Below are 26615 nucleotides of genomic sequence, written 5' to 3' on the forward strand. Positions count from 1 at the left end.
GCCCCGGAGCGCAGTCAAGCGCTCCGGGGCCTCCGGTGTTCCTCTCGGGTCAGCGGCCGTAGCGGATCAGGGCGCGGACCATGCGGCAGGTGGTGTCCGAGGGCGGGTGGATGCCGATGAGTTCCGCCGTCGTGCGTATCTTGTCGTTGCTCGCCCGCGCCGGGTCGTGAACGCCCGCGTCGAGCAGGACGATCGCGAGGCGCATGGCCTTCAGGCGGCGGTTGTGGCTCACGTACCACTCGCGGGGGCGGCCCGCGGGGAGCGGCTGCTTCTGGAGGGGCTTCCAGGGTTCGAGGGACGGTGTCCGGATCACGGCGAGTGCCATGGGCGACCTCCTGGCGAATGCGGGGTGCGGGCCCTCCCCGGGACCCTCACCTTCACCCCCTATTTTAGGCGCCCCCACTGACAATCGCCCCTGTTCAGACCGGGTTTGAGGGGTACTGGACGGGCGCGCGCCGGGTACCGTTGGGGCCATGGAGATCTGGATCAATCCCGCCTGTTCGAAGTGCCGTGGCGCGCTGCATCTGCTCGACGAGGAGGGCGCCGAGTACACCGTGCGGCGCTACCTGGAGGACGTACCGAGCCCCGCCGAGATCAAGGACGTCCTGGAGCGGCTCGGCCTCGAACCGTGGGACATCACGCGGACCCAGGAGGCGGTCGCGAAGGAGCTCGGCGTGAAGGACTGGGCGCGCGACGAAGCGAGCCGTGAGCGGTGGATCGAGGCCCTGTCGGCCCACCCCAAGCTCATCCAGCGGCCGATCATCACCGCCGACGACGGTACGGCCGTGGTGGGGCGGAGCGATGAGGCGGTGCGGGACGCGCTGTCCCGCTGACAGGTCACGCGGTCGTCAGGAAGCGCGCCACGCGCTCGTACGTCTCCCTCGGCGCGCCCGTCGGCAGCGTGTGGTGCGTGGCCCCGGCCACCGTCGCCGTCTCCACGTGCGGGGCGGTGGCCCGCGCCCGGGCCGCCACGTCGGCTGAGGCGTGGGCCCGGCTCCGCTCCGCGAGGAGCAGCAGCGTCGGCGGCTTCAGGGTGGCAAGGTCGGCGGGGGCCGGGCGGGGGCCCGTGACCGGGCGGGTGCTCGGGAAGTCGGCCGCCAGCGTCAGCAACCGCCGCCCTCCAGGGTCGAGTTCGGCGCCGCCGCCCGTCTCCCACCGCAGGAACGCGTCGGTCCGGGCGGGCGTGGGGCGCAGCAGCATGGGCAGGGCGCGGATCAGGTAGCGCGGGCTGAAGGCGGTGAAGCAGTTCGTCGGGTCGAGGAGGACCAGCCGGTCGACGCGCCCGGGGGCCCGCAGGGCGTGGTGGAGGGCGATCCAGGCGCCGTAGGAGTGGCCGACGAAGGCGGCGGAGTCGAGGCCGAGGCCGTCGAGCAGCGCGCCCAGCCAGGCCGTGAGGTCGTCGACGGTACGGAGGGGCCTGCCGGCCGCCGGGACGCTACGGCCCGGTTCTCCGATCAGGTCGACCGCGTGGACCCGGTGGGTCCGGCCGAGCGCGGCGGCCATGGCGTGCCAGCCGGTGGCGGTGGCTCCGCCGCCCGGCAGGAGCAGGACGGGCGGGGCGCCCACGGGGCCATGGCTGAGGAGATGCGTCGTGCCGTACGCCGTCACCCGCTCGGAGGTGGTCGTACCGGCGGGCCACCGGGCGAGCTCGGCGTCGTAGGCGGCGAGGAACGCAAGGGGGACGGTGGCCTTGGGCATGGCGCAGACCTCTCGCTCGGCGATAATCTCGCTGAGCGAGATAATACGGCGAAGGGGCGGCGCATGACAGACTCACCGGAGCTGCGCATCTTTCATCTGCTGCGCGCGGTCACGGTCGAATACGGCTTGCGCCAGGGCGAGTTCGCCGCAGGCAACGGCATGCACGCCACCGACGTCCGCGCCCTGATCTGCCTGCTCGACGCCGAGCGCGCGGAGACGGACGCGACCGCCGGATGGCTCGGCGCGCAGCTCGGCCTCAACTCCGCCGGGACGACGGCCGTCATCGACCGTCTCGAACGGCTCGGCCACCTCGCCCGCGTCCGGGACGACCGCGACCGCCGCCGCGTACTGCTCCGCGTCGAGGAGAGCGCCAAGGAACTCGGCCGGGCCTCCTTCGGCCCGCTGATCGACGGAACGGTTGCCCTGCTGCGGGAGTTCGATGTGGCCGAGGTGGATGCCGTACGGCGGTTCCTTACGGGCGTACGGGAGCTCATGGCCCCGGAGGAGCCACTCAGGCCCTAAGGGAGTGTGGGCCTGCTCGTCCTAGGCCGACGAGCCCGTCACCTGGGCCTCCGCCTGCGCCAGGATCTCCGTGAGCCGGGCGCCGAAGTGGGCGTCGCAGGGGTGGGGCTTCTCCGTCCGGGCCGCCTCGATCAGGGCGTCGATCGCCCGGCCGTACGCGTCCACCGCGCCGTCCCAGCGCGGGAGTTCCACCCGGCCCCGCTCGCCGTACAGCGTCATCGCGGCCTCCGCCACCTCCGGGGGTGCGGAGAGGGTGAGGGTCGCCGTGCTGCTCGCGCCCGAGGTGTGGCGCAGGACCAGGTGGTGGGTGTCCGCCGGGCCCCGGGCGGCGGTCACTTCGGTGACGTCGCCGAGGATCGGGAGGTACGCCGAGAGGACGTGCGGGCCCACGTCCCACAGGCCGCCCTTCTCGCGCCGCCACGGCGAGGCCGCGTACGCGCTCGCGGAGCCCGGCGCGAAGAGTGAGCCCAGCCAGTGCGCCTCGCCCAGGAACCAGCCGCCCGCCGCCGCCTGTTCGTCGATCCAGCGGGCCGTCGGCTCCGCGAAGCGGAGCGTGCAGAAGACGACCGAGGCGGCCCCGCCCCGGTCCGCGACATCGGCGACCTGCCGCGCCGTCTCGACCGTCGTCGCCACCGGCTTGTCCAGGAGCAGATGGCGGCCCGTCGACGCCGCCCGGAGCGCGAGCGGGGACTGGACGTCCGGGGGCAGCGCGAAGGCGATCGCGTCGCAGGACTCGAAGAGGTCCTCCTCGTCGTCGTACGCCGTCGTGCCGAAGGCGGCCGCCAGTTCGGCCGCGGCCTCGGGCCTCCGGCCCCAGACCCCGGCGAACTCGACACCGGGGTGCGCGGCCAGCGCCGGCGCGTGCGTCCGTGCGGCCCAGGGGCCCGTGCCGAGGAGTCCGATGCGCATCTTCATGGGGCCAGTCTGCCGTGTCCCCCCGACAACGTCCCCCGGCGGAAATCCGGTGGCGTTCCCGCCCTTCCTCGGTGTTACGTTGCATGCGCCGGCCGCGGGACTCCGGTGCGACTTCCGGGACCTGCCTTTGCAGCAACGTTTTCGCTGTTCGCTCCCCCATTCCCCGGCCGGCGACCCCACCCCTGCGAGGACCTCATGACGGAGACGTACGCCGACCTCATCGCCGCCGAGGACGTCCTGCTCTTCGTCAACGCCGCCGTCACCTCCACCGGCCAGCGGGAGTTCCGCTCCTCCGCCGGGGAGCAGCGGCTCTCGCTCGCCTTTCTGCACGAGTACGTCCGCGTCAACTACCGGCCCGTGTACGCCGCCGCGCTCGCGCTCGACATCAACGACCACAACGCGGCCGCGATCGTCGAGCAGTTGCTGCGCACCGCCGACGAGGCCGGTGGGGCGGACGAGAAGCGGGCCGAGGGGCGGCTGATCGCCGCCCGGCTCGCCGCGCTGCCCCCGCAGCGGGTCTACCGGCTCCTCCGCGCCCTGCGCGCCGCCAAGGTCAACAACCGCCGCACGCGCGCGATCGTCCGCGACTGGCTGGCCGGCCGCGCCGACCTCGGCCACGACGCCGTCAAGTACCGATCCGGGCTGAAGGCCACCGCCCGCCACACCCACCTCCCCCTCCCCGAAGCCGAGTGCGGCGACTTCCTCTTCCGGCCCGGTCGCCGGGTCCGCTACGAGCACCCGTACCTGGACGCGTTCCGGCGCGCCCACTACGAGCAGGGGGCGCTGTACGAGCTGCCGTTCACCGTCGCCGAGGGGTTCGCGGCCCGGCACGGCGTCCCGCGCGAGGTGTTCCTGGAGCGGATCGCGCCCAGGATGACCCGCCTGGAGCGGCTGCGCACGGAGCGCGCCCGCGACCTGACCGTGATGCCGCTGACCCGGCTCGCGCTCTACGTCCTCTCCCTCCCCTTCGGGGAGAGGGTCGCGCGGCGCGAGGAGCTGACGGGTGCGCTGCGGGCTGCCGCCCACCGGGTCGCGGGGCCGTACGCCGGGACGTGGGGGCGGGTCGCCGCGGTGCTCGACGACAGCTACTCCGCCTCCGGTTCGGCCGTGAAGCGGCGCCGGCCGCTGGCCGTCGCCCTGGGCTGCCACTTCCTCCTCGACGCGCTCGCCGCGCCGGGGGCGTACACCGCGCACTGGACCTCGGGCACCACCGATCCGCTGCTCGTACGCCCCTGGGGGCCGACCCCGCTCGGGACGCGGGTCCTCGACGCGCTGGAGACCCCCGAGGGCCGCTCCCCCGACCGTCTGGTGATCGTCTCGGACGGCTGGGACAACGCCCCGCCGGGCCTCGCGGGCGAGGTGCTGCGCGTCTGGCGGACCCGGCTCGATCCGGAGCGCCGGACGAGCGCCGTTCATGTGAACCCCGTATACGACGCGGACGGGTTCGACGTGCGCCGGCTCGCGCCGAGCGTGCCGACGGCCGGGATCCGGGACGCGGAGGACCTGGCGGCGCTCGTGGAGGTCGCCCAGTTCGCGGAGGGGCGGACGGGGCTCGCGGAGCTGCTGGCCTATCTGGACCGGCGGGTGGAGCTGTTCCTGAAGGAGGCGCGAGGGTGACCCGGATCGATCTGACCGGTCTGGAGGTCCGGCCCGCGCAGGTGTGGGGCGGGGTGCGGCTCGTACCGCTGGTGCGGGCCGAGCCGGTGGAGGGGCTGCGGCTCCACCGCCAGGCGTACGGATCCCAGGCGTACGGAGACCCCGGCTGGGACTCCGTCGACCTCGGGGACCGTACGACGTACACCTCGTACATCCCGCACGGCTTCGTCGCGGACTGGTCCGGCGAGGAGCGCGAGGCGGCCGCGTACGGCACCCGGCTGGGGGCCGACGCGCCGCCCGCCGTTCCCGTGCGCCGCACCCATCACCACCGGCTCGCCAAGCGCCGGCGCAAGGACGGGCGGGCGGAGAAGCGGCTGCGCTTCCTGCCTCTGCACCTCGCCCTGGAGGGGTATCTGGCGCTCCACTTCGGCGGGCCTTCCGTCGTCTGGGACGAGTGGTCGCAGCAGGCGGTCCGCCAAGGGCTTTCGGCGCGGGCCGAGGCGGCGTACGCGGGGTGGAGCGTGCCGGGGCTCGCGGAGGCGCTGCGGGTCTTCGAGATCCACCCGGGGCAGTGCGGACTCATGCTGTACGTGGCCGACTCCCTGGCCGCCGCGTTCGTCGTGCCCCACCCGCAGGACTATCGGGCGCTCCACCCGACGCTGATCGAGGACCTGTACGGGGAGCTGATCCACCAGTACGCGTTCTACGGCGCCGAGGTGCCGGAGTTCACGGCCCGCATCCGGGACGGGGCGGGCTCCGTCCGTACGCTCGCCGATCTGCGGGCGGCTGCCCGGGCACAGGAGCGTTCGTGGGCGGAGGCGCACGACGGGCTCATGGCGCGCGACCTGCTGGAGACCTCGTACGCCTACGAGCGGGTGTACCGGATGGATTCGTACGATCTGTACCGGTTCCTTCCGCCGTTCCTACGGGGCGGTCAGGAGCAGCACATCGGCGAGCTGATCGCCGACCGCAAGGGCCGGACGGTGTACCTGAAGACCTTCCGGCTGTCCGAGAACCAGATCCGACGCGGTCATCTGCTGCGCCGGCTCGCGGAGTGCGACTGGCACCTGGGCCGGACGGCCGAGGCGCTGGGAACCTCGTACGCCGAGCTCGTGCGGCGGGTCGAGAACGCCGGATTCGCGTCGCTGCTCGACGTCCACGCCACCGCACGACGGGTCCGTGAAACACAGGAAAGCTGAGTAACACGGGGTTCACATTCGGGCAACGACCGGGAAATCCCGTGTTGCCAAGCTGCGCGCAGGCAGACAGACACACACCACCGCAGCTCTCGCAGCGTCGCGAGCCGCAGCACGCTCCCCGCAGCAGCAGCACGCCAAAGGATGAGGCCCGTGACCTTCAAGGCTGAGTACATCTGGATCGACGGCACCGAGCCGACCGCCAAGCTTCGTTCGAAGACGAAGATCATGCCGGGCTCGGGCGCCTCCCTGGAGGAGCTGCCCATCTGGGGCTTCGACGGTTCCAGCACGAACCAGGCCAAGGGCCACGCCTCGGACCGCGTCCTGAAGCCGGTCTTCGTCTGCCCCGACCCGATCCGCGGCGGCGCCGACGTGCTGGTGATGTGCGAGGTCCTGAACACGGACATGACGCCGCACGACTCCAACACGCGTGCCGCGCTGGCCGAGGTCTACGCGAAGTACGCCGCGCAGGAGCCGATCTTCGGCATCGAGCAGGAGTACACCTTCTTCGACGGCGAGCGTCCGCTCGGCTTCCCGGTCGGCGGCTTCCCGGCCCCGCAGGGCGGCTACTACTGCGGTGTCGGCGCCGACGAGATCTTCGGCCGTGACATCGTCGAGGCGCACCTGGAGAACTGTCTGAAGGCGGGTCTGGGCATCTCCGGCATCAACGCCGAGGTCATGCCGGGCCAGTGGGAGTTCCAGGTCGGCCCGCTGGCGCCGCTGGAGGTCGCGGACCAGCTGTGGGTGGCCCGCTGGCTGCTCTACCGCACGGCCGAGGACTTCAAGGTCTCGGCGACGCTGGACCCGAAGCCGGTGAAGGGCGACTGGAACGGCGCGGGCGCGCACACCAACTTCTCCACGAAGGCGATGCGCGAGGGTTACGACGCGATCATCACCGCGGCCAAGTCGCTGGGCGAGGGCTCGAAGCCGCTCGACCACGTCAAGAACTACGGCGCCGGCATCGACGACCGCCTGACGGGCCTGCACGAGACCGCCCCGTGGGACGAGTACTCCTACGGTGTCTCCGACCGCGGCGCCTCGGTCCGTATCCCGTGGCAGGTCGAGCAGGACCAGAAGGGCTACATCGAGGACCGTCGCCCGAACGCGAACGTGGACCCGTACACGGTGACCCGACTCCTGGTCGACACCTGCTGCGAGGCCCTGGAGAAGGCCGGCCAGGTCTGATCCGCACCCGCTGTCCCGAAGGGGCGCCCCACCGTCGAACGGTGGGGCGCCCTTTCGGCGTTGCGGCCGGTAAGGGGGTCGTCGCGGGTATTCCCGAGTAGTAGAGTAGGGATATGGCCATCACCCAGAACGACACCGCGACAGGTCGCTTCGACCTCGAGCCGTTCTGGCCTTCCCGGCAGCACCACGACTTCGACCGGTGCTGTCGGCGCGTGAGGAACGCGTCGGCCCTCTAACGCCCCGACCGGTGTGTGAACCGGTCCCGGCCTTCGGCCGACGCGCGAAACGACGTCGTACGTCTTCGTCTTCTCTCCGTCTCGCGCGAAAGAGCTGAGCTTGCCATGGCCCACACCCAGACCGCCCAGACCGCTCCCCTCACGCCGCTCCGCCCCGGCCGGCACCGACTGCGGGCCGTCGATCCCAACGAGGTCGTCGACCTCTCCCAGGTAGCGGAGTTCCTGCCGCCCGGTGCCACCCTGCTGCCCGCGCCGCCGCACGCGCTGCCGACGCTGCCCGGGCGGCCGCCGATGGTCGGGTATCTCGTGCTGCTGCCCGCCGGCGGGCAGCCGGCCGCCCCGGCCCCCGTGGCCCCCGTCGCCCCCGTCGTCCCGGAGGACGAGCAGGGGCCCGTGACGATCGACTCCGCCCGGCGCGTCGCCCATGTCGACGGGGCCGAGATGGACCTCACGTACCTGGAGTTCGAGCTGCTCGCCCACCTCGTCGCCCACCCGCACCGGGTCCACACCCGCGACCAGCTGGTCACGACGGTGTGGGGGTACGGGCACGTGGGCGACGGGCGGACCGTCGACGTCCATGTGGCGCGGTTGCGCCGCAAGCTGGGCGCCGAGCACCGCCACACGATCCAGACCGTGCGGCGGGTCGGCTACAAGTACGCGCCCTGATCAGGCCGCGGGGGACTCCTCGGAGTCCTGCGACGCCTGGGACCTCGCCTTCACCCTGGCCACCAGGGCGAGGGCGAGGTCCACGACCAGGAACGCCACCAGGCTGAGCCCGAGCATCGGGACGAACCAGCCCACCAGGGCCGTCACCGCGAGCAGCGGAAGCAGCATGGTCGGCGGAACCTTCCGCCACGCCCCGCGCGCGACCGGGCGGCCGGGGCGGCGGAGCCACCACATCCGGTAGCCCCAGACGATCAGCAGGATGAGCGCGAGGGCGAGGGCGGCCAGCGCGAGCTGGTTGACCAGGCCGAACGTCACGCCCATGTGCAGGTCGATGCCGAAGCGGGTGAGCTGGGCGAGCACCGGGTAGTCGGTGAAGCGGAGTTCGTCCATGACCGCGCCGTCGGCCGGGTTCACGGCCACCGAGTCGAGGTGCACGGGGAACTGGGCGTCGGTCTCCTTGACGACGTACCCCTTGCCCTCGGAGGGCAGGACGACGGACAGCTTGCCCTCGATGCCCTTGGCGCGGGCCGCCTCGAGCACCTTGTCGATGCCGACGTCCGGGCCCTTGGGGGCGGCCGTGTGGCCGCTCATGTCGTGGCCCTCGTGCTCCGAGGAACCGCCGCCCGCCCCGGCGAGGGTCGCGGAGACGGACGGGGTAGCGCCGCCGAGCTGGTCCTGGACCGCGCCGATGTTCTCGCCCGCGTACCGCGACCAGGTCAGACCGGTCGCGGAGAGCACCACGAGTCCGGCGACCGCCCACAGGCCGACCGTGCCGTGCCAGGAGAGCGTACGGCGGCGGGACTTGGGGCCGCGTTCCGGTACGAAGAGGTCACGTCGGTTCTTGCGGCGCCGGCCGATCCAGAGCGCCAGGCCGCCGAGGGCTATCACCCAGAGCCAGCTGGCGGCCAGCTCGCTGTAGTTGCGGCCGAGGTCGCCCAGGTGCAGATCGCGGTGGAGCTCGTCGATCCAGGTGCGCAGCGGGAGCGCGCCGGAGCTGCCGTAGCTGGGGAGCCGGCCGCGGATCTCGGCGGTGTACGGGTCGACGAAGACGGCGAGGGACTTGCCCTCCTCGACGTCGGGGTCGGCCATGAGGACGCGGGTGGTGGCGCCTTCCTCGGCGGAGGGCCAGACGGCGGTGACGGTGCCGTTGGGGTTCACCTTGGTGGCGGCGTGGACCTGCTGCGAGAGCGGCAGGACCTTCTTCCCGACGGGGACCTCCAGCTCGTGCGCGTAGACGATCTTCTCCGCCTGGAAGGAGAGCGCGTACAGCAGGCCGCTGGCGGCGGCGACGAGCAGGAAGGGGGCGATGAGGACGCCGGCGTAGAAGTGCAGGCGCAGGACGAGGGGGCGCAGCGCGCTCCAGGTCCCGGGTCGGGTGGCGGTTCTCTCGGGTGGCGCTTCGGCGGATTCCGGGCGCGCGAGGTCGTCGATGGTCATGACTGTCCTAGGAGTCGGTGTCGACAGGGGGAATCGGCCCCCGGGTCAGACGTGTGCTCCGAGGGCGGTGGCGCGGGGTACGGACAGCCGGGGCGGGCCGCGCCGGGAGAGGCTGTGCGCGAGGACGACGTCGTGCGGACGGCGCCGGGTGCGCGGGCGGGGGCGTACGGACCGGGGCGGCTCGGGCACGCGGACGACGGCGAGCAGCAGGCGCAGCGGGGTGAAGGCGAGCGCGGCGAAGGTCCGGGCGAGCGCGAAGAGCGCGGCCTCGCCCCTGGCCAGCCAGAGGCCGCAGACGACGGCGGCGAGGAGGTGGGCGGCGAGCATGCCGAGGGAGGAATGGCCTCCGTCGGCGCCCATCGTCATCGCCATGGCCGAATCCATCGCATGGACCGTCGCCGGGTCCATGGTCGCGTGCGCCGTGGTCGGGTCCGTGGCCGCCATGTGCGCCATGGCCGGGTCCTTCATTGCGGCGTCCGTCATGGCGGCGGAGTGGTCCGTCGCCGTGTGGCGGGACGTGCCGCCGCCGTGTCCCTGGCCGGCCGAGAAGATCAGGTGCAGCGCCGTCTGGACGGCCGCGAGGCCGCCCGCGATCGCGGCCGGGCCGCGCCGCCGGCCACCGGCCAGCCACGCGATGCCACCCGTGACGGCGAACGCCGCGTACAGCGAACCCGCCGGGATCTCGTGCGCAGACATGGATGAATGCCCCACCGCAGCCAATACCACGCAGACCGCCGCGAAAAGCGCGGCTCGCAGGGCGCGTATCGGCGACCGGGACTCCGTCATGATTCGGCCATGGTGACATCCCGTCGCCGCGAGCGGGAGACCGCCTCCCTGGTCAACCTCCCGGTCGACGCATCGAACGAACCTACGTATCGGTCTGGCTGAACGCGTGGGGCGTGGCGTGCGTATGGAGTCCCATGCGACGCACACGAAAACGTTCGACACGCGCGAAACGAGTTGTGGCCGTCTCCGTCGCCCTGATTCTGGGCGCGGGCGGCCTGGTCGCCGTCAATGTCTACGCCTCCGCCGGCGAGGGCCGGGGCGATCCGCCGCCGTCCGACGCGCGGAACGCGGTCTCGACGATCGACTGTCCCGACGCGGCCGAGGAGCTGACCGACGTACCGGAGGAGGCTCGGGACTCCGTGGACCGGGAACTCGCCGCCCTCGACAGCCAGATCACGGCCGCCTACCAGCAGCTCGCCGACGACAGGGAACGGGTCGAGAGCGACCCGGACTTCGCCGAGCAGCAGATCCTGGCCCCGCTGAAGGACGAGCGGCTCCCCGTACTGCAGCGGATCGGGCAGTCCGTGGACGAGCCGCTCGACGGGCTCGCGCCGTGCACCCTGCGCGCCGACGACGAGCCCAGCGGCGGCGGTCGCGGCGGCAGCGAGCAGGGGCAGTCGGGGAACGGGCCCGAGGCCTCCGACTTCGTCGACATCCGCTCCGTACGCCCCAATGTGAACCTCCCCCAGCAGCGCCGGGGCGGCTCGCGCGGCTCGTTCGTCACCGACTGCGGCCGGAACCAGAACGGCAGGTTCAACCCGGACAACGTCATCGTCGCGCCGGGCGTGAGCAACGGCGCCCACCACATGCACGACTACGTCGGCAACCAGGCCAACGACGCCTTCGCGAGCGACCAGGACCTCGCCAGGGGCCGGACCACGTGCCGCAACCAGGGCGACCGGTCCACGTACTACTGGCCCGTGCTGCGGCTCCAGAACGGCAAGGCCGAGAACGACGCCAACGCGGACGGCGGCGGCAAGGACCAGAACGTGGGCGAGATCCAGACACCCGCGCAGGTCACCCTGAACTTCGTCGGCAGCCCCGTCTCCAAGGTCACGGCGATGCCCCGCTTCCTGCGGATCATCACCGGCGACGCCAAGGCCTTCACCAACGGCGACGCGAACGCCAACGCCTCCTGGTCGTGCACCGGGTTCGAGAACCGCCAGCTCAAGGACAAGTACCCGATCTGCCCGCAGGGCAGCAAGGTGGTCCGGACCTTCCGCTTCCAGAGCTGCTGGGACGGCCGGAACACCGACAGCGCCAACCACCGCACCCACGTGGCCTTCGCCGACCCGGCGAGCGGACGGTGCGGCAAGGGCTTCCGCGCCATCCCGCAGCTCGTCCAGAGGATCGTCTACGACGTGCCTCCCGGCCCCGGCTTCGCCGTCGACTCGTTCCCCGAACAGCTCCACAAGCCGATCACGGACCACGGCGACTTCATCAACGTCTTCGACCAGCGGCTGATGCGGAGGGTGGTGGACTGCGTCAACAGCGGCCGCAGGTGCTCCTAGGACCCGTCGCGCGCCGGGTCCGGGGACGCCCGGATCCGGCCCGAAGATCACCGGCGCGTGCGCGGGGGCGTACGGAGAGACGATCAAGGACTCCGGTAGGGCCATGTGGGGGAGCTCGGGCAGCCGAGCCCCGGGGCATACGACTCCGTGAACCCACTCTTCTTCGGAGCTGCCCGTGAAACGCAACATCCTCGGACTCCTCGCCCCGCCCGCGTTCGCCGCCGCGCTGGTCTTCGCGACCGGCTCCGCGGCCGCGGCACCCAGCGGATACGACCGGTGCCCCAGCGGACACTTCTGTCTCTTCAGCGAATACGACGGCAACGGCGCGATCGCGTCGTTCCGCCTGGGCAGCCCCAACCTCGCCCAGCAGGGCTTCGACGACCTGGCCGCGTCGTACGCCAACCACACCGACAGCGTCTGGTGCACCTACGGCGACTACAACTACAGCAAGGCGCAGCTCCACGGCGCCTGGGAGGCGAACACGGCGGGGAGTCTGGGCGAACTGCACAGCTTCATCAGCTCGGTACGGAAGGGCCAGTGCTGACGAGGAACGGGATCCGGACGACGAAAGGTCTAGTGGTGGCCCGAACCCGCGTCCGCACCTGAGGAATGCGTCCCGTGCGGCTCGGTGGTCTCGATGCGACCGCCGAGCCGTTCGCGTACCCGCTCCACCGTCCCCGCCTCGCCCGAGACCGCCCACTTGCGGCCGACGAGGTAGGAACCGCCGTAGTCCTTGGCCTGGTTGAGCCACTCGCGCTGGCCGCGGTCGGTCGCGAAGGTCGTCAGGACGTACGTGCCGTCGTCCGTCGCGCACTTCGCCTGGCGCAGCTCCGTCGCGTCCGTCTGGACCTCCGGGGTGCAGACGGCGCGTTCCGCTATCTGTTCGAGCGTGCCGCTCGCTTCGGCGGGGGCGTCCCCGGGCGCCGACTCGCAGGCCGCCAGGGCGAGCAGGGCCGCGGCCACCGCTGCCGTTCGTCGCGTACGCATCAGCATCCGCCCATCCTGCCCGCCCGGTCGCGCCAGGGTGAGCGGAATCCGATCGGTTACGGTTTGGTGGGCTATGCCCCTGTACGTACCGCCCTGAGGGGCCGATCCGGAGGAGTCGACGCCATGCCCGCCATCCCCGCCGCCACCGTCGCCAACCTCCGTGACCTGGGCACCCTCCCCCTCGGCGGGGGCCGCAGCGTGCGCTCGGGCCGGATCTTCCGCTCCGCGCAGCTCGACCGGCTCGACCCGACCGAGCCCGCCGTGGCCGCCCTCGGCATCCGTACCGTCGTCGACTTCCGCACCGCGCACGAGCGCGCGGACCGCCCCGACCACCTGCCACCGGGCGGGCGGCTGCTCCTGGCGGACGTGCTCGCCGACCATCTGGCCGCCAGCGGCCTGCCGCCCGCCGCCCAGCTGAAGTCCCTCCTGACCAACCCGATGCTGGCCGAGCAGGCCCTCGGCGGGGGCCGCGCCCACGAGGCCTTCACCCGCACGTACCGGGCCTTCGTGTCGACCGACTCCGCCCGCCTCGCCTACCGGGCGTTCCTCACCGAGCTGGGCGATCCGCGCGGCGGGCCGCTGCTCTTCCACTGCACGGCCGGCAAGGACCGCACGGGCTGGGCGGCGACGATCGCGCTCACGCTGCTCGGCGCGGACGAGAAGACGGTCATGACGGAGTACCTGTCGGTCAATCCGGCGGTACGGCAGGCCTTCGCGCCGATGATCGAGGGGTTCACGGCACAGGGCGGCGACCCGGAGCTGGCCCTCGCCCTGATCGGGGTCGTACCGGAGTACCTGGACGCGGCGCTCGACGAGGTGGCGGTCCGGCACGGGTCGATGGAGGCGTACGTACGGGACGGGCTCGGCGTCCCCGACGAGGTGACGGACGTGATCCGCGAGCGGCTGACGGTGTACGACGTCTGAGGCGCCCGGGTTCTGCCCAGGGGTCCTCCGTCCGAGGGACCCGTCCGGGGGACCCGTCCGAGGTGACCATCGCACCATTCGCTCGTTCTGCTGAATGTGAGCACCCAGGAACTCGACGCCTCCCCCCTCGGCTCCCCCCTCGACCCGGTCGATGTCGAACAGGCCGAGGCGGCGCTCGTCGAGCACTACCAGCGTCTCGTCCGGATCGCGTACCTCGTGCTGCCGCCCTCGCTCGGGCGCAACCGGCGGGTCCTGACGGCGCACGCGCTCGTCCAGGGCTCGCTGCCGCGCCGCCGGACGTCCGGTTCCGGGATCCCCGGAGCGCGCCGGGCCGAGGACGCCGTCGACCCCGGGTACGCGTACGTGCGGGGCGAGGTGCTGCGGCAGGCGCTGATCGCGGGGCTGCCGCTGCTGCGCCGGGCGCTGCCCCGGCGGCCGCAGTTCCCGCCGCTGCTGCCGCAGGTGTGGGGGCTGCGGCTGTTCCCGCGGGCCGGCGGGGCCGACGAACTGGCCCTGGACCAGAGGCTCTCCGCGCTCTCCGGACCGGCCCGCGCGGTGTACGTGCTGCGGGGGCTGGAGCGGCAGGGCGACCCTGAGGTGCTGCGGGTGCTCGGGGCGGCCGGGGTGGCGCGGGCCGACGCGGCGGCGGCGCTCGCGGAGGCGGACGAGCTCCCCGCGCAGTACGCCCTCCTCGACTCGCCCGAGTTCGATCCCTGCTCGCTCCAGGCCCGACCGCCGGACCTGATGCGCCGCCGCCAACACGGCCGGGCCGCGCTCGCCGCCCTCGCGGCCGCCCTGGTGTGCGGGACGCTGCTCGGGCTGCCCGGCGACGGCTGGGGCCCCGGCGCCGCCGCGCCCTCGTACGCGCGCAATCCGGCCGCCGAGGCGGCGCTCGACCCGGCGAAGCTGCGGCGCGTCCCGGCCGGGTACTGGCAGAGCTCGGCGCGGACGGACTTCTCGGTGTGGCCGGCCAGGGGCGCCCTGGCGGACGACCGGGGGCTGCTGCGCCGGGCCCTCGCGGTGTGGGCGAGGCCGGGCCCGGCGGTGCGGTCCTCGGCGACCCCGGGGACGCCGGTGGGCCCCCCGATGGGCCCGCCCCAGCTGCTGTACGCGGGCGAGGTGGACGGCTCGCGGATCGTGCTGCTGCACGACGGGCTGCGGGCGGTCCGGTACGCGGAGCCGCGTGCGGGGAGCGCGGGGGCGGCCCTGGACTTCGCGCGGACCGACGGCGCGGACCTGGTCGGTTCGGCGGCGCTCGTGCTCTCCCGTACGACGGCCAACGTCCGCTATCTGACGGCGCCTTGGGTACAGGAGACGGCCGTGCGGGACCTGCTGGCGCCGGCCAAGGAGCCCTGGCGGCTCGGCCGCGACGCGCACGGGGTGACCGAGCCCCTGCTCAGCCCGGCGCAGGCCCAGGGGTGCACGGCGTGGAACACGCTCCAGGTGCGGGACGCGACCGGGGAGCGGCTGCTTGCCGATCTCGGAGAACTGGCCCCGGCCCGGCTGACCTCGGGGCCGCCCTCGGCGCCCAAGGACGTGACGGGGAAGGACGCGACGGCCAGGGCGGCGCGGGAGATGTGGGCGCGGGCGGCGTGCGGGCTCACCGCGGTCCGCTCGCACGGGGTGCGGTCGGTGAACGCCTGGCCGTTCGCCGAGCAGCGGCTGCCCGAGGGCGGGGGCCGGGCGGCCTGGGTGTGCGCGCGGGCGGAGACCTGGCGGGGCAACGGGAGCCGGGTCCTCGCCCAGTTCCAGGTCCAGGCGCCGAAGGTGGCCGCGGCCGTCGCGGCCCGGGCCGAGGAGTCCCCGACGTGCGGGGTGCGCGACCCGAGGGTCCTGGCGGGGGTGCTCTGGCAGGCGAAGAGCGGGCACTGGTACGTCCTGGCCGCGGGCAGCGGGGAGTTCGTGTCGCTGCGCACCACGGGCGGCGTGAAGGGCGAGGCGGAGGGCCGGCTGCTCGCGGTACGGGCGAAGGCGGGCGCCCGTGCGAACCTCGACGGCACACTGAGGAACGGGACGCGGGTGGGGGCGCTGCGCTAGGGCGATTCGCCTGGATCACGCGCGGGTCGAAATCTCGTGCACGACCCTGTTGCCAACTGCTTACCCCTCAGTACATTGACGGCATGTCTAATACGCAGCCTGCACCGGTGGCGTCGGAGCACATCGAACTCAAGGCCCGCAAGGTCTCCTTCGACTGGGAGGAGACCCCGCTCCACTGGGTTCCCGGCGACCCGTTCACGACCCACACCATCAACGTGCTGCACCTGCTGCTCCCGGCCGGCGAACGCTGGTTCGTGCACGTGTACAAGCAGGTGCTCCCGTTCATCACCGACGACCGGCTGCGTAGCGACGTCATCGGCTTCATCGGCCAGGAGGCCGTCCACTCCCAGGCCCACGACGACGTGCTCCCGCACCTCAAGAAGCTGGGCCTGGACCCCACTCCGTACACCGCGCAGGTCGACTGGTTCTTCGAGAAGCTGCTCAGCGACCGGACCCTGCCGCCCGGCCGGGCGCGGCGCTGGTGGCTGATGGAGCGGGTGGCGCTGATCGCCGCCATCGAGCACTACACGGCCTTCCTCGGCAACTGGGTACTGAACGCCGAGGAGTTGGACCGGCGGGGCGCGGACCCGACGATGCTGGACCTGCTGCGCTGGCACGGCGCGGAGGAGGTCGAGCACCGCTCGGTCGCCTTCGAGCTGTTCATGCACCTCGACGGCGGCTACCGGCGCCGCGCCCGCACCTGGGCCACCGCGTTCACCGCGCTGGTCTTCCTCTGGCAGCGCGGCACCCGCTTCTTCATGGAGAACGACCCGACGCTCGTCGACGGCCGTGCCTCGGTGGGCCAGTTGGTCCGCAAGGGCCGGGAGGGTGTGCTGCCGTCCACACCCGACCTGCTGCGGGCCGTCCCGCGCTACCTCAGCCGGGCCTACCACCCCTCCCAGGAGGGGAACACCGCCCAGGCCGTCGCGTACCTGGCCAACTCCCCCGGCGCCAACGGAGGCCGCTGACATGCCCCGTCTCCGTACCGTCGTCCTGATCGCCGGGGCCGCGGTCCTCGCCAAGCGCGCCATGCGCCGCCGGATCACCGCCGCCCCGCTCTGGCCGATGCCCGCCCTCGACGAGCCGACCTCGGGCCGCGGCCGGCTCGCGACCGTGACCCTCAGGGTCCTGGTCGCCGAGCGCACCGAGCCCGCCGAGGGCGTGGTCCGGCTCCGCCTGGAAGGCACCGGCCTGCCCGCCTGGCAGCCGGGCGCCCACATCGACCTGATCCTGCCGTCCGGGCTCGTCCGCCAGTACTCGCTGTGCGGCGACCCGGCCGAGACCGACGCGTACACCGTGGCGACCCGGCTCATCGAGGACGGCCGGGGCGGTTCGCGCGAGGTGCACGAGCAGCTCCACGTGGGCACGGAGATCGAGATCCGCGGGCCGCGCAACCGCTTCCCGCTCGTCGACGCCCCGGCGTACGTCTTCGTGGCGGGAGGCATCGGCATCACGCCTGTCCTTCCGATGCTGCGCGCGGCGGAGGCGGCGGGCGCGGAGTGGCGGCTGCTGTACTGCGGGCGCAGCCGCGCGACCCTGCCGTACGTGGAGGAGATCGAGAAGCTCGCCGGCGGCAGGGTGTCGGTGGTGACCGAGGACGAGTCCGGCCGCCCCGACCTCGGCTTCCTCGCCGAGCTCGCCGAGGAGGCGGTCGTCTACTGCTGCGGCCCCGAGGGCCTGATGGCCGCGGTGTCCGCCGCGCTGCCCGAGGGCCGGACCGCGCACCTGGAGCGCTTCTCCCCCGCCGGTACGGCGGGCGGCGGCCCGTTCGAGGTCGAACTGCGCCGCTCCGGGCGTACGGTGACGGTGGCCGCCGACCAGTCGGTCCTCGCCGCCGTCCGGGGCGCGGTGCCCGGGGTCGCGTACTCCTGCGAGCAGGGCTTCTGCGGCACCTGCCAACAGCGGGTCCTGGAGGGCGAGGTCGACCACCGGGACGAGCTGCTCACGGACGGAGAGCGGCCGGGCTCGATGCTGATCTGCGTCTCGCGGTGCGCCGGGGAGCGCCTGGTACTGGACCTGTAGGGGTCGGGTCAGGGCAGGATCAGCCAGTCGAAGGCGAGGGCGGCCGCGAGGCCGCCCACCAGGAGCCAGGTGCCCAGGCGGGTACGGCCGTTGCGGGAGAGCTCGATCACGACGCCGCAGAGGATCATCGCGAGCCCGTACACGCCGACGACCAGAACGGACGTCCGGCTCGCGAGCCGGATCGCCAGGACCACGGCCATGGCGACCAGCAGAACGGACGCGGCGGCTATCCGTAGTTGGCGTGCCTGCTTCGGGCTCAAACCGGATGTGCTCATGTCGAGGGAGCGTATCGGACGCCCGTTAGGCTGTTCGCATGACGACCGGAGTGCGCCGCAGGATGGGCGTCGAGGAGCGCAAGCAGCAGCTGATCGGGGTGGCCCTCGAGCTGTTCAGCCACCGCTCGCCCGACGAGGTCTCCATCGACGAGATCGCCGCGGCCGCGGGGATCTCGCGGCCGCTGGTCTACCACTACTTCCCCGGCAAGCAGAGCCTGTACGAGGCGGCGCTGCGGCGGGCGGCGGACGAGCTGGCCGCCCGCTTCCTGGAGCCGCCGCATGGGCCCCTTGGCGCGCGGCTGCTGCGGGTGATGGGCCGGTTCTTCGACTTCGTCGACGACCACGGCCCGGGCTTCGCGGCGCTGATGCGGGGCGGCCCCGCGGTGGGCTCCTCCACGACGAACGCGATGATCGACGAGGTGCGGCAGGCGGCGTACGAGCAGATCCTGGCGCACCTGGAGGTGGAGACCCCCTCGGCCCGCCTGGAACTGGTCGTCCGCTCCTGGGTGTCGCTGGCGGAGTCGACGGCGCTGATCTGGCTCGACGGGCGTCGGGTGCCGCGCGCGGAGCTCGAGCTCCAGCTGGTGCACGACTTCGCGGCCCTCGCGGCGGTGAGTGCGGCGTACGACACGGAGATGGCGGACATACTGATCCGCATGCTCGCCGACGAGCCGTCGGACGGCCCGTTCGGCGAGCTGGTCGGCCGGCTCATGACCCTGGTACCGAGGGTGCCGGCGCAGGGCGCGCGCTAGCCGCCGGGTGGGCACCCCCTGAGGAGTGCCCACCCGGCCCTGTGCTCAGCCGGCCTTGAAGACGGCCACTGTGCGGGACGGGACCGTGAAGGTGCCCGTCGTCGGGTCGTAGGACGCCGACTTCGCCGTGGTGTCCGCGCCCGCCGCCTGGAGCGGGTGGAGGGCGTAGGGCTTTCCGGACAGGGCCGCGATCCGCTGGGGCTGCCGCTGCGGGGTCGCGTTGAAGACCGCCACGAGGTCGCCCAGACGCATGGTGATCACGCCCGGGGTCTCGTCCGTGCCCGAGAGCGGGAAGGACAGGGCGTCCTGGACCTGCCCGGCGGTCGCCAGGGAGAAGGCGGGCTCGGTCGTACGGATCTTCTGCAGGTCCCGGTACGCGGCCGAGGCTCCGTCGATCTCGGCGCAGCCGACCGTCAGTGAGGGGGCGGTCAGCAGGGGCTTTCCGTACCCCCACTTCGGCTTGTTGTCCGCCGCCGGCGGCAGGCCGCGGCCGAAGCCGTTGCCGTCCCGGCAGTCCCAGTGGATCGCGTTGAACCAGTCACCGCTGTCGTACGAGTTGCGGTCGAGCGACTTGGAACGCAGCAGGTCAGAGCCCGCCTGGGAGAGCGCGGGGCCCTGCGAGAGCGTCGCCGTCGCCATGGCGAGGACCTGCATGCGCGCCCGGTCGGCGGCCGAGGTGGTCGCCGGGAGCTTGAAGGCGAGCGCGTCGTACAGGGTCTCGTTGTCGTGGGCGTCGGCGTACGCGAGCGCGTCGCCGGGGGCCGCCGCGTACCCCGCCGGGGAGCCGTTGTAGTCGACCTGGCTGCCCTTGACCGTACGGCCCGAGGTGTCGGTGAAGGTGTAGTCGGCGAGGTTGCCGGAGAGACCGACCTTGATCAGGTCCTGGTAGTGGAGCAGGCGGGCCTTCTGCTGCTCCGGGGTGCCGTTGGCCGTCGAGGAGTTGGGGTCGGTGAAGAGGCCCGAGGCGAAGCCCTGGACGCCCGGGTCCTCGTCGAAGGGGCCGCCGCCGCGCACGGCGTCACGGGCCCGGTCGGAGAAGGTCGCGATCCCGGTGCCGGCCATGTTCTTCTGGGTGGCCTGGACGAAGCGGGCGTCGTCGGCGATCTCGCCGAAGTTCCAGCCCTCGCCGTAGAGGACGATCGCCTTGCCGTCGACACCGTCCTTCGCCACGGTCAGCGCGTCCAGGGCCTTGCGGACGGCGAGGATGTTCGCCTTCGGGTGGTGGCCCATGAGGTCGAAGCGGAAGCCGTCCACCTTGTACTGCTTGGCCCAGGTGACGACCGAGTCCACGACGAGCTTGCCCATCATGGCGTTCTCGGGCGCGGTGTTGGCGCAGCAGGTGGAGGTGGCGACGGAGCCGTCGGCCTGGAGGCGCTGGTAGTAGCCGGGCACGACCTTGTCCAGGACGGACCTGTCGGCCTGGCCGCTCGCCACCGTGTGGTTGTAGACGACGTCCATGACCGTGCGCAGTCCGGCCCCGTTGAGGGACTGGACCATCTGCCGGAACTCGACCGTGCGGCGGGTGCCTTCGGGGTCGGTGGCGTAGGAGCCCTCGGGGACGGTGTAGTGCAGCGGGTCGTAGCCCCAGTTGTAGGCGTCCTTGGCCGCGGCGGCGGCCACGCAGGCCTGCTGCTCCTCGGAGTCGGGGGCGTAGACCTTCAGGTCGCAGGCGGGGGCGGTCTGGTCGGACTTCTTCTCGGGGATCGTGCCGATGTCGAAGGCCGGGAGGAGGTGGACGTACGAGGTCCCCGAGGCGGCCAGGTCACGAAGGTGGCGCGAGCCCTTGCTGCCCGCGTCGGTGAAGGCGAGGTACGTGCCCCGGTGGGCCGGGACGGCCGTGGTGTCCGCGATCGAGAAGTCGCGGACGTGGAGCTCCTGGATCTGGGCGTCCCGCAGGGGGACGGCCGCGGGCTTCTTCAGGCCGGTCCAGCCCTTGGGGGCGAGCTTCGGGTCCGTGAGGTCGACGACGAGGCTGTGGGTGGAGTCGGTGGTCAGGGCGGTGGAGTAGGGGTCGGTGACCTTGTTGGTGACGAGCCGCTGGACGCTCGGGGCCCAGACCTTCACCACGTACCGGTACGGCTTTCCGGTCCACGCGCGCGTGCCGGTGGCCGACCAGACGCCGGAGGCGTCGTCGCGGCGCATGGGCACGGTCCTGCCGTCGAGTTCGAGGGCGACCGACTGGGCGGTGGGCGCCCAGAGGGAGAGCGTGGGACGGCCGTTGCGGAAGACCGGGCCGAGGTCGGCGCCGGTCGCCTTCGGCGCGTACAGCGCGTCGAGGACCCCGGCGAGCTGGACGCCGGTGGCGGTCAGGACGGCGCCGTTCGCGGCGTACTGGGCGGCGACGAGCTGACCCCCCAGGGCCTCGCGGATCCGGTCGCGGTCGCGCGGGTCGACGGTGAAGGCGCCGTACGACTTCAGGTGCGGGAACGCGGCCTTCTGGGCGTCCGTGAGCTGCGTCCGGTTCAGGCGCAGCACCTGCCGGTCGCCGCTCAGCGCGCCGTCCTCGACGATGATCGAACCGTCGCGGGAGGCGAGCAGCACGCTGGAGGCGGCGGCGTCGCTGCCGTTCCAGGCGAGCGTCGTCCCGTCGATCCAGACGGCCTGGGCCTTGGTGAGGTCCAGGGCCGCGCCGCCGCCCTTGGGCTGCGGGAGCAGGTACTTCTCCTGGCCGCCGAGCAGCCAGACCTCGTGGCCGTTGGCCTTCAGGTCGAGGGACTGGTCGCTGGGCAGGTCCTTCTCGTCGCCCTTGTGGAGGATGTAGGAGAGGGAGGTGGCGCCGGCGGCGAGCGGGACCTCGTAGACGGCTCCGTAGGCGTCGACGCGGACCGGCTCCAGCGGCTTGCTCCAGTCGGTGGGGTTCGCGGCGCCGGTCCAGGTGTGCAGCCCCCAGCCCGTGTAGTTCCCGTCGGCCCGCTTGTAGTGCAGGACGGCCTTGGTCGTGTCCTGCGGCGGGTACGCACCGTCGGGCGCGGAGTTCATGACGGTCGGCTTGCCCTGCTCGATCCAGACCTCGCCGGTGCGGGACAGGTCGACGGTCCGGTCGGCGTCGGTGTCCTTGACGCCGTCCTTGTTCACGGCGATGAAGCCGACCGAGGAGGCGCCGGGCTTGAGCTTGACGTAGGCGAAGGCGCCGTACGCGTCACGGCCGGTGAACGGCTTTCCGGCGGGCCAGGTGGTGCCCTCGCCGTCGGCGATGTCGCCCCAGGTGTAGAGGCCCCAGTCGTCGTAGTCCCCGGCGGGGCGCTTGTAGTGGACGATCGCGTAGTCGCGCTGGGTGGCGGTCGGCGGCTGCTCGACGGCCGGGGCGCCGCTGGTGGTCGCGGTGGTCGCGCTCGCGGTGCGGCCGGCGCTGTCGACGACGACGGCCTTGTAGCGCAGGGCCGTTCCGGCGGGCGCGGTGACCTTCTGGGTGACCTTGTACGGGGCGTGGTCGGCGGAGCCGAGGACCTGCCACTTCCCGGTGCCGGTCTGGGCGGCGAAGACGACGCGGTTGAGCCGGCCGCCGTCGACGTCGGCGCTGATCTCGACGGTGCCGGTGGCTCCGGCGGCGGGCGCCTTGAGGGTGAGCGTGGGGGTGGCGGCGGGCGCGGGGAGCGGCTTGGCGGCCTTGAGCACGAGGGAGCCGAGGGCGGGGACGGTCACCTTGACCTTGGTGTCACCGGCGCTGGTGACGCGGGTCGAGCCGCCGCCGTGGAGGGCGGTGAAGTCCGTGCCGGCGGCGGAGCCGGTGGGGATCTCGACGGTCCTGGCCTCGGTGGAGCTGTTCACGGCGACGACGTACTCGACCTTGGCCCGGGCGTCGGTACGGGAGAAGGCGTAGACGTTGCCCTCGGCGTACCGCTGCTCCTGGACGCCGTCGCGCAGAGCGGGGTGCTCGCGCGTGAGCTTCGAGAGGGCGGCGATCTGCCGGTAGAGGGGGTGCGTGGGGTCGTACGCGTCGGTGGCGTGGGTGCGGTCGGTGCCGAGCTGGTCGTCGTCCAGGTAGTCGGCGGTCTTCGAGGCGAAGAGGGTCTGGCGGGCGTCCTTGTCGCCGCCGGCGCCGGTGTAGCCCTGCTCGTCGCCGTAGTAGACGACGGGGTTGCCCCGGGTGAGGAACATCAGCTCGTTGGCGAGCCGGTAGCGGGCGAGGAGTTCGGCGTCGTCGGCCTTCGGGTTGTCCTGCTTCAGGAAGGTGCCGAAGCGGCCCATGTCGTGGTTGCCGAGGAAGGGCACGGACTCGTAGGCGTTGGCCTTGTCGGTGGTGTAGCGGTAGTCCTGGCCGAAGAGGTTGGCCAGCTTGTCCGCCGGACCGCCCTGGGAGGCGAAGGCGCGGGCGGCGTCCTGGAAGGGGAAGTCGAGGGTGGCGTCGAGGCGGCCCTCGGTGACGTACGGGGCGGTGATCGCCGGGTCGGCGGAGTACACCTCACCGAACATGAAGAAGTCGTCGCGCCCGCGCTTGGCGGCGTACGCGTCGAGGGCGGTGGCCCACTGGGTCCAGAAGGCGGTGTCGACGTGCTTGACGGTGTCGATACGGAACCCGTCTATGCGGAAGTCCCGAACCCACCGCTGGTAGATCTTCTCCATCCCCTCGACGACCTCGGGACGCTCGGTCCAGAGGTCGTCGAGTCCGACGAAGTCGCCGTACTGGGAGGACTCGCCGGCGAAGGTGGAGTCGCCGCGGTTGTGGTACATCGTGGGGTCGTTGAGCCAGGAGGGAACCTTGAGGTTCTTCTTGTCGGCGGGGACGACGGGGGTGCGGGGGAAGGAGTCGGCGTCGACGCGGGGGAAGGTGCCGCTGCGGTCGTCGAAGGGGACGCCGTCGTTCGTCAGGTACGGGAAGGCACCCTTGGAGAGGTAGTCGTACGCCTTCTCCTCATAGTCGACGACGTCGGCGGTGTGGTTGGTGATGACGTCGAAGAAGACCTTCATGCCCTTGGCGTGGGCCTGGTCGATCAGCTTCTCCAGGTCGGCGTTGGTGCCGAAGTGGGGGTCGACCTGGGTGAAGTCGGTGATCCAGTAGCCGTGGTAGCCGGCGCTGGCGTCCTTGCCGGTGCCCTGGACGGGCTGGTTCTTGAAGATCGGCGCGAGCCAGATGGCGGTGGTGCCGAGCCCCTTGATGTAGTCGAGCTTCTTCGTGAGCCCCTTGAGGTCGCCACCTTGGTAGAACCCCTTGTCGGCAGGGTCGAACCCGGTCTGGAGGCGGGTGCCGGTGAGGCGGCCGCGGTCGTTGGCGGGGTCGCCGTTGGCGAAGCGGTCGGGCAGGACGAAGTAGAACTGCTCGCGGGTGAGGTCGTGGCGGGCGGGTTGGTCGGCGAGCGCCCGGTCGGTGGGGGGTGGTGGGGGCGGGGGCGCGGCGGCTGCGGGGAGGGCGGGGCCGAGCCCGACCGCCAGACTCGCGGCGAGGGCGACGCCTAGGGCGCGCGATCGTCCGGTGCGGAACAAGTGCGTTCTCCTTAACGAGTTCGGACACCCCGCCCCACCCCTCCCCGAAACTCTGCCGGGGGCTGGTGGGGGCGGGCCGGTACTACCGGGGGCTTCGCCCCCCGGGCCCCGGGGGGCGGGCGGTGCGGCGGCTTCGCGCCGCAAGGCGGTGGGCGGGTGGCGCGGCAGGTCCGCGCCGCGGGCGGTGGGCGGGGCGCCGCCGGGTGGCGGCTCCCTTTGTGGGCGGGCGTTCCGCCGGGGCGGACCGGATGGGCACAACCCACAAGGGCGGCACCCGGAACAAGACCGTGGGCCACGGCCCCGCGGCGCCGCCGGTGGGCGGTGCGCGCCGCAGGATCGCGACCCCCGTCGTGGGCAAACGTTCCGCCGGGGCGGAACGGGGTGGGCACAACCCACGGGGGCGGTGCCCGAGGCAGGGCCGTTCGGCCGGGCCCCGGCACGGGGGCAGTGCCCGGGACAAGGACGTTCAGCCCGAGCCCCGCACGCGGGCCGCAGCTTCGCGCCGCCGCCGCAACCACCGTCGTGGGCAAACGTTCCGCCGGGGCGGAACGGGTGGGCACAACCCACGGGGGCGGTGCCCGAGGCAGGGGCGCTCAGCCCGTCCCCCGGTACGGGGTCGTTCAGCCCGGCCCCGTACAGGCGCCGTGCGTCACGTGCGGAACGTGTCCGTCAGGGATACCTGGCCGGCCGACGGGACCGTCGCTACGCGGTTCGCGCCCGACTCCCACGTCACGTTGCCCGCCGCGTCCTTGCGGAGGTACTTGTACTCGAACGTCGTGCCCGCCGGGAGGGGGACGTCCAGCTTCCAGGTCGGGTACGACGCCGGGTCCAGTTTCAGCGCCGCCGTCGGGGACCAGTTGCCCAGCTCCGTGCGGTTGCCCGTCACGTAGATGTTCTGGCCCACCGTCGTCGTCGCCGTGACCCCGAAGGACGCCCCCGACGTCGATGAAGGCGGCGCGCACGTGCGCGCGTTCGCGTGCAGCGCCAGCGCCGTGTTCGACCCCAGCGTCGCCGTGAACTGGCCCGACGCGTTCACCGTCACCGGCGTGCCGGTCTGCACGTCGCAGTACGTGCCCGCTGCCAGCCCCGTCTGGAACGTGCGCGTCAGCGAGCCGCTCTCGTGGTTGATCGCGACGTACCCCTTGTCGCCCCGCCCGAACGCGATCGCGTTGTTGCCGTTGTCCCACCAGTTGCCGACCGCCGTGCCGCGCGTCGCGTTGCGGAAGCCCACCATCGAGGCGATCTCGCGCCACGCGTGCTGGCACTTCCACCCGTCGGTGTAGCAGGCGTTGACCTGGCCACCGCCCGGCGCGCCCGCGTCCTTGTCGGACCACTCGTAGCCGGAGTGGACGTCCGGGGAGCCGTACGGCCAGGCCAGCATGAACACCGAGGCCAGGGTGTACGTCGCGCCGTTCTTGTAGTTGAGGGTGTCGCCGCCGCGCTCCGTGTCGTGGTTGTCCACGAAGACGCCCGACGAGCCCGACGGCATGTAGCCCCATGATTCGCCGAAGTTGCTCAGGTACGACAGCTTCTCCGAGCCGAAGATCCGCTTCAGGTCCCGCGCGTAGCGGAACTCCTGCACGTCCCCGTTGCCCAGGTACTCGCTCGGCGACACCGCCTCACCGGCCCCGAATATCGCCTCCTGCTTCCAGTAGACGCCCGGGTTGCTCAGCCGCGACTTGATGTTCGCGAGGTCCGCCGCCGGCATGTGCTTGGCCGCGTCGACGCGGAAGCCGTCCACGCCCAGCGACAGCAGGTCGTTCATGTACGCGGCGATCCGGCCCCGCACCCAGTCCTCGCCGGTGTCGAGGTCCGGGAGGCCCACCAGCTCGCAGTTCTGGACGTTGGCCCGGTCCTGGTAGGTGGAGATGGTGGCCCGGCAGTCGTCCATGTCGGCGCCCGAGTACAGGCCCGGGTAGTCGTACTTGGAGAACGAGGTTCCGCCCGTCCCCGTACCCGACGCGTTCGCCATGTGGTTGATGACGGTGTCGGCGACGACCTTCACACCCGCCGCGTGGCAGGTGTCGACCATCGACTTGAAGGCGGTGCGGTCACCGAGCGGTCCGGCGATCTTGTAGCTGACGGGCTGGTACGCGGTCCACCAGGTCGAGCCCTGGATCCGTTCCTGGGGCGGCGAGACCTGTACGTAGCCGTAGCCGGCCGGACCGAGCTGGTCCGTACAGGCCTTGGCCACCGAGGCGAACTTCCACTCGAACATCACCGCGGTGACGTCCTTGGGCCCGGGTGCCGCCGCCCACGCCGGGGCGGGCGGCGGCGCCGTGACGGCCACAGCGGCTCCCGCCACCAAGGCGAGTGCAGCGGCCACGGTCTTTCTGGCCATGATTCCTCCTGACGACGTCCCTGTCGCAAGAAGTTGCCGAAAATAACAGCAACTGTTTTCAGCCGTGACCGTACGAGCGCCCCGGGGCGGGGTCAACCCTTTGGACCC

The 26615-nt window shown here is 72.5% G+C and carries 22 protein-coding genes; 13 read left to right on the forward strand and 9 right to left on the reverse strand.

The genetic code is table 11. The annotated features are described in order from the left end of the window. Positions 1-49 precede the first annotated feature (49 nt). Positions 50-325 carry a hypothetical protein gene (locus AB0F56_RS25145; protein ID WP_362013494.1) on the reverse strand — a complete coding sequence of 92 codons (276 nt, stop codon included), beginning with the start codon at positions 323-325 and terminating at the stop codon, positions 50-52. 148 nt (positions 326-473) lie between these two features. Between AB0F56_RS25145 and AB0F56_RS25150 the strand changes: the two genes are divergently transcribed. Beyond that, positions 474-833: an arsenate reductase family protein gene (locus AB0F56_RS25150; protein WP_362013496.1), complete on the forward strand. Its 360-nt coding sequence runs from the start codon at positions 474-476 to the stop codon at positions 831-833. A gap of 4 nt (positions 834-837) precedes the next feature. Here the strand turns inward: AB0F56_RS25150 and AB0F56_RS25155 are convergent, their stop codons facing one another. Beyond that, positions 838-1698 (reverse strand): alpha/beta fold hydrolase, encoded by an 861-nt coding sequence (locus AB0F56_RS25155; protein WP_362013498.1) that lies wholly within the window; start codon positions 1696-1698, stop codon positions 838-840. A 63-nt stretch (positions 1699-1761) separates the two neighbouring features. Between AB0F56_RS25155 and AB0F56_RS25160 the strand changes: the two genes are divergently transcribed. Then, positions 1762-2220 (forward strand): MarR family transcriptional regulator, encoded by a 459-nt coding sequence (locus AB0F56_RS25160; protein ID WP_362013500.1) that lies wholly within the window; start codon positions 1762-1764, stop codon positions 2218-2220. A 21-nt stretch (positions 2221-2241) separates the two neighbouring features. On the opposite strand, the gene AB0F56_RS25165 is transcribed toward AB0F56_RS25160, so the two are convergent. Beyond that, on the reverse strand, positions 2242-3135 hold the full coding sequence (locus AB0F56_RS25165; protein ID WP_362013502.1) for a Gfo/Idh/MocA family oxidoreductase: 894 nt from the start codon (positions 3133-3135) through the stop codon (positions 2242-2244). A gap of 195 nt (positions 3136-3330) precedes the next feature. Between AB0F56_RS25165 and AB0F56_RS25170 the strand changes: the two genes are divergently transcribed. The 4 genes from AB0F56_RS25170 (at position 3331) to AB0F56_RS25185 (ending at position 8014) form a co-directional block, all read left to right on the forward strand. Beyond that, entirely contained in the window at positions 3331-4752 is a 1422-nt protein-coding gene (locus tag AB0F56_RS25170) for a hypothetical protein (protein ID WP_362013503.1), read from the forward strand. After that, complete coding sequence (locus AB0F56_RS25175) at positions 4749-5930, forward strand: hypothetical protein (RefSeq protein ID WP_362013505.1); 1182 nt, start codon at positions 4749-4751, stop codon at positions 5928-5930. Before AB0F56_RS25170 ends, AB0F56_RS25175 begins: the two co-directional genes overlap by 4 nt. A gap of 150 nt (positions 5931-6080) precedes the next feature. After that, positions 6081-7112, forward strand: coding sequence for a glutamine synthetase (gene glnII, locus AB0F56_RS25180; protein WP_362013506.1), 1032 nt, complete (start codon positions 6081-6083; stop codon positions 7110-7112). Between the two features lie 341 nt (positions 7113-7453). Then, a complete protein-coding gene (locus AB0F56_RS25185; protein WP_362013508.1) occupies positions 7454-8014 on the forward strand; it encodes a winged helix-turn-helix domain-containing protein in 561 nt (186 codons plus the stop codon). On the opposite strand, the gene AB0F56_RS25190 is transcribed toward AB0F56_RS25185, so the two are convergent. Both AB0F56_RS25190 and AB0F56_RS25195 read right to left on the reverse strand, forming a co-directional pair. Then, positions 8015-9451: a PepSY domain-containing protein gene (locus AB0F56_RS25190; RefSeq protein WP_362013510.1), complete on the reverse strand. Its 1437-nt coding sequence runs from the start codon at positions 9449-9451 to the stop codon at positions 8015-8017. A 45-nt stretch (positions 9452-9496) separates the two neighbouring features. Beyond that, the gene (locus tag AB0F56_RS25195) at positions 9497-10147 is read right to left on the reverse strand and encodes a hypothetical protein (RefSeq protein WP_362013512.1); all 651 of its coding nucleotides are present in this window, start codon (positions 10145-10147) and stop codon (positions 9497-9499) included. Positions 10148-10371: 224 nt separating this feature from the next. On the opposite strand from AB0F56_RS25195, the gene AB0F56_RS25200 reads away from it, so the two are divergent. Beyond that, positions 10372-11748 carry a DUF1996 domain-containing protein gene (locus AB0F56_RS25200; RefSeq protein ID WP_362013514.1) on the forward strand — a complete coding sequence of 459 codons (1377 nt, stop codon included), beginning with the start codon at positions 10372-10374 and terminating at the stop codon, positions 11746-11748. A gap of 175 nt (positions 11749-11923) precedes the next feature. Continuing rightward, entirely contained in the window at positions 11924-12292 is a 369-nt protein-coding gene (locus AB0F56_RS25205; RefSeq protein WP_362013515.1) for a peptidase inhibitor family I36 protein, read from the forward strand. A 29-nt stretch (positions 12293-12321) separates the two neighbouring features. Here AB0F56_RS25205 and AB0F56_RS25210 read toward each other — a convergent pair whose 3' ends face one another. After that, positions 12322-12735 carry a hypothetical protein gene (locus tag AB0F56_RS25210; RefSeq protein ID WP_362013517.1) on the reverse strand — a complete coding sequence of 138 codons (414 nt, stop codon included), beginning with the start codon at positions 12733-12735 and terminating at the stop codon, positions 12322-12324. Positions 12736-12858: 123 nt separating this feature from the next. Between AB0F56_RS25210 and AB0F56_RS25215 the strand changes: the two genes are divergently transcribed. The 4 genes from AB0F56_RS25215 (at position 12859) to AB0F56_RS25230 (ending at position 17718) form a co-directional block, all read left to right on the forward strand. After that, positions 12859-13659, forward strand: coding sequence for a tyrosine-protein phosphatase (locus AB0F56_RS25215; protein WP_362013518.1), 801 nt, complete (start codon positions 12859-12861; stop codon positions 13657-13659). A gap of 87 nt (positions 13660-13746) precedes the next feature. Further along, complete coding sequence (locus AB0F56_RS25220) at positions 13747-15696, forward strand: hypothetical protein (protein WP_362013614.1); 1950 nt, start codon at positions 13747-13749, stop codon at positions 15694-15696. Positions 15697-15779: 83 nt separating this feature from the next. After that, positions 15780-16664 (forward strand): metal-dependent hydrolase, encoded by an 885-nt coding sequence (locus AB0F56_RS25225; RefSeq protein ID WP_362013520.1) that lies wholly within the window; start codon positions 15780-15782, stop codon positions 16662-16664. 1 nt (position 16665) lies between these two features. After that, positions 16666-17718 (forward strand): PDR/VanB family oxidoreductase, encoded by a 1053-nt coding sequence (locus AB0F56_RS25230; RefSeq protein WP_362013522.1) that lies wholly within the window; start codon positions 16666-16668, stop codon positions 17716-17718. An 8-nt stretch (positions 17719-17726) separates the two neighbouring features. On the opposite strand, the gene AB0F56_RS25235 is transcribed toward AB0F56_RS25230, so the two are convergent. Next, the gene (locus AB0F56_RS25235; RefSeq protein ID WP_362013524.1) at positions 17727-17993 is read right to left on the reverse strand and encodes a hypothetical protein; all 267 of its coding nucleotides are present in this window, start codon (positions 17991-17993) and stop codon (positions 17727-17729) included. Between the two features lie 38 nt (positions 17994-18031). Here AB0F56_RS25235 and AB0F56_RS25240 point away from each other — a divergent pair, with 38 nt between their 5' ends. Beyond that, the gene (locus tag AB0F56_RS25240; protein WP_362013525.1) at positions 18032-18745 is read left to right on the forward strand and encodes a TetR/AcrR family transcriptional regulator; all 714 of its coding nucleotides are present in this window, start codon (positions 18032-18034) and stop codon (positions 18743-18745) included. Between the two features lie 45 nt (positions 18746-18790). On the opposite strand, the gene pulA is transcribed toward AB0F56_RS25240, so the two are convergent. Together pulA and AB0F56_RS25250 are read right to left on the reverse strand one after the other, a co-directional pair. Further along, positions 18791-24166 carry a pullulanase-type alpha-1,6-glucosidase gene (gene pulA / locus AB0F56_RS25245; RefSeq protein ID WP_362013527.1) on the reverse strand — a complete coding sequence of 1792 codons (5376 nt, stop codon included), beginning with the start codon at positions 24164-24166 and terminating at the stop codon, positions 18791-18793. Positions 24167-24815: 649 nt separating this feature from the next. Beyond that, complete coding sequence (locus AB0F56_RS25250) at positions 24816-26507, reverse strand: carbohydrate-binding module family 20 domain-containing protein (protein WP_362013529.1); 1692 nt, start codon at positions 26505-26507, stop codon at positions 24816-24818. Positions 26508-26615 lie beyond the last annotated feature (108 nt).

This window comes from Streptomyces sp. NPDC026092 (assembly GCF_040638605.1).
Taxonomy (GTDB): Bacteria; Actinomycetota; Actinomycetes; order Streptomycetales; family Streptomycetaceae; genus Streptomyces.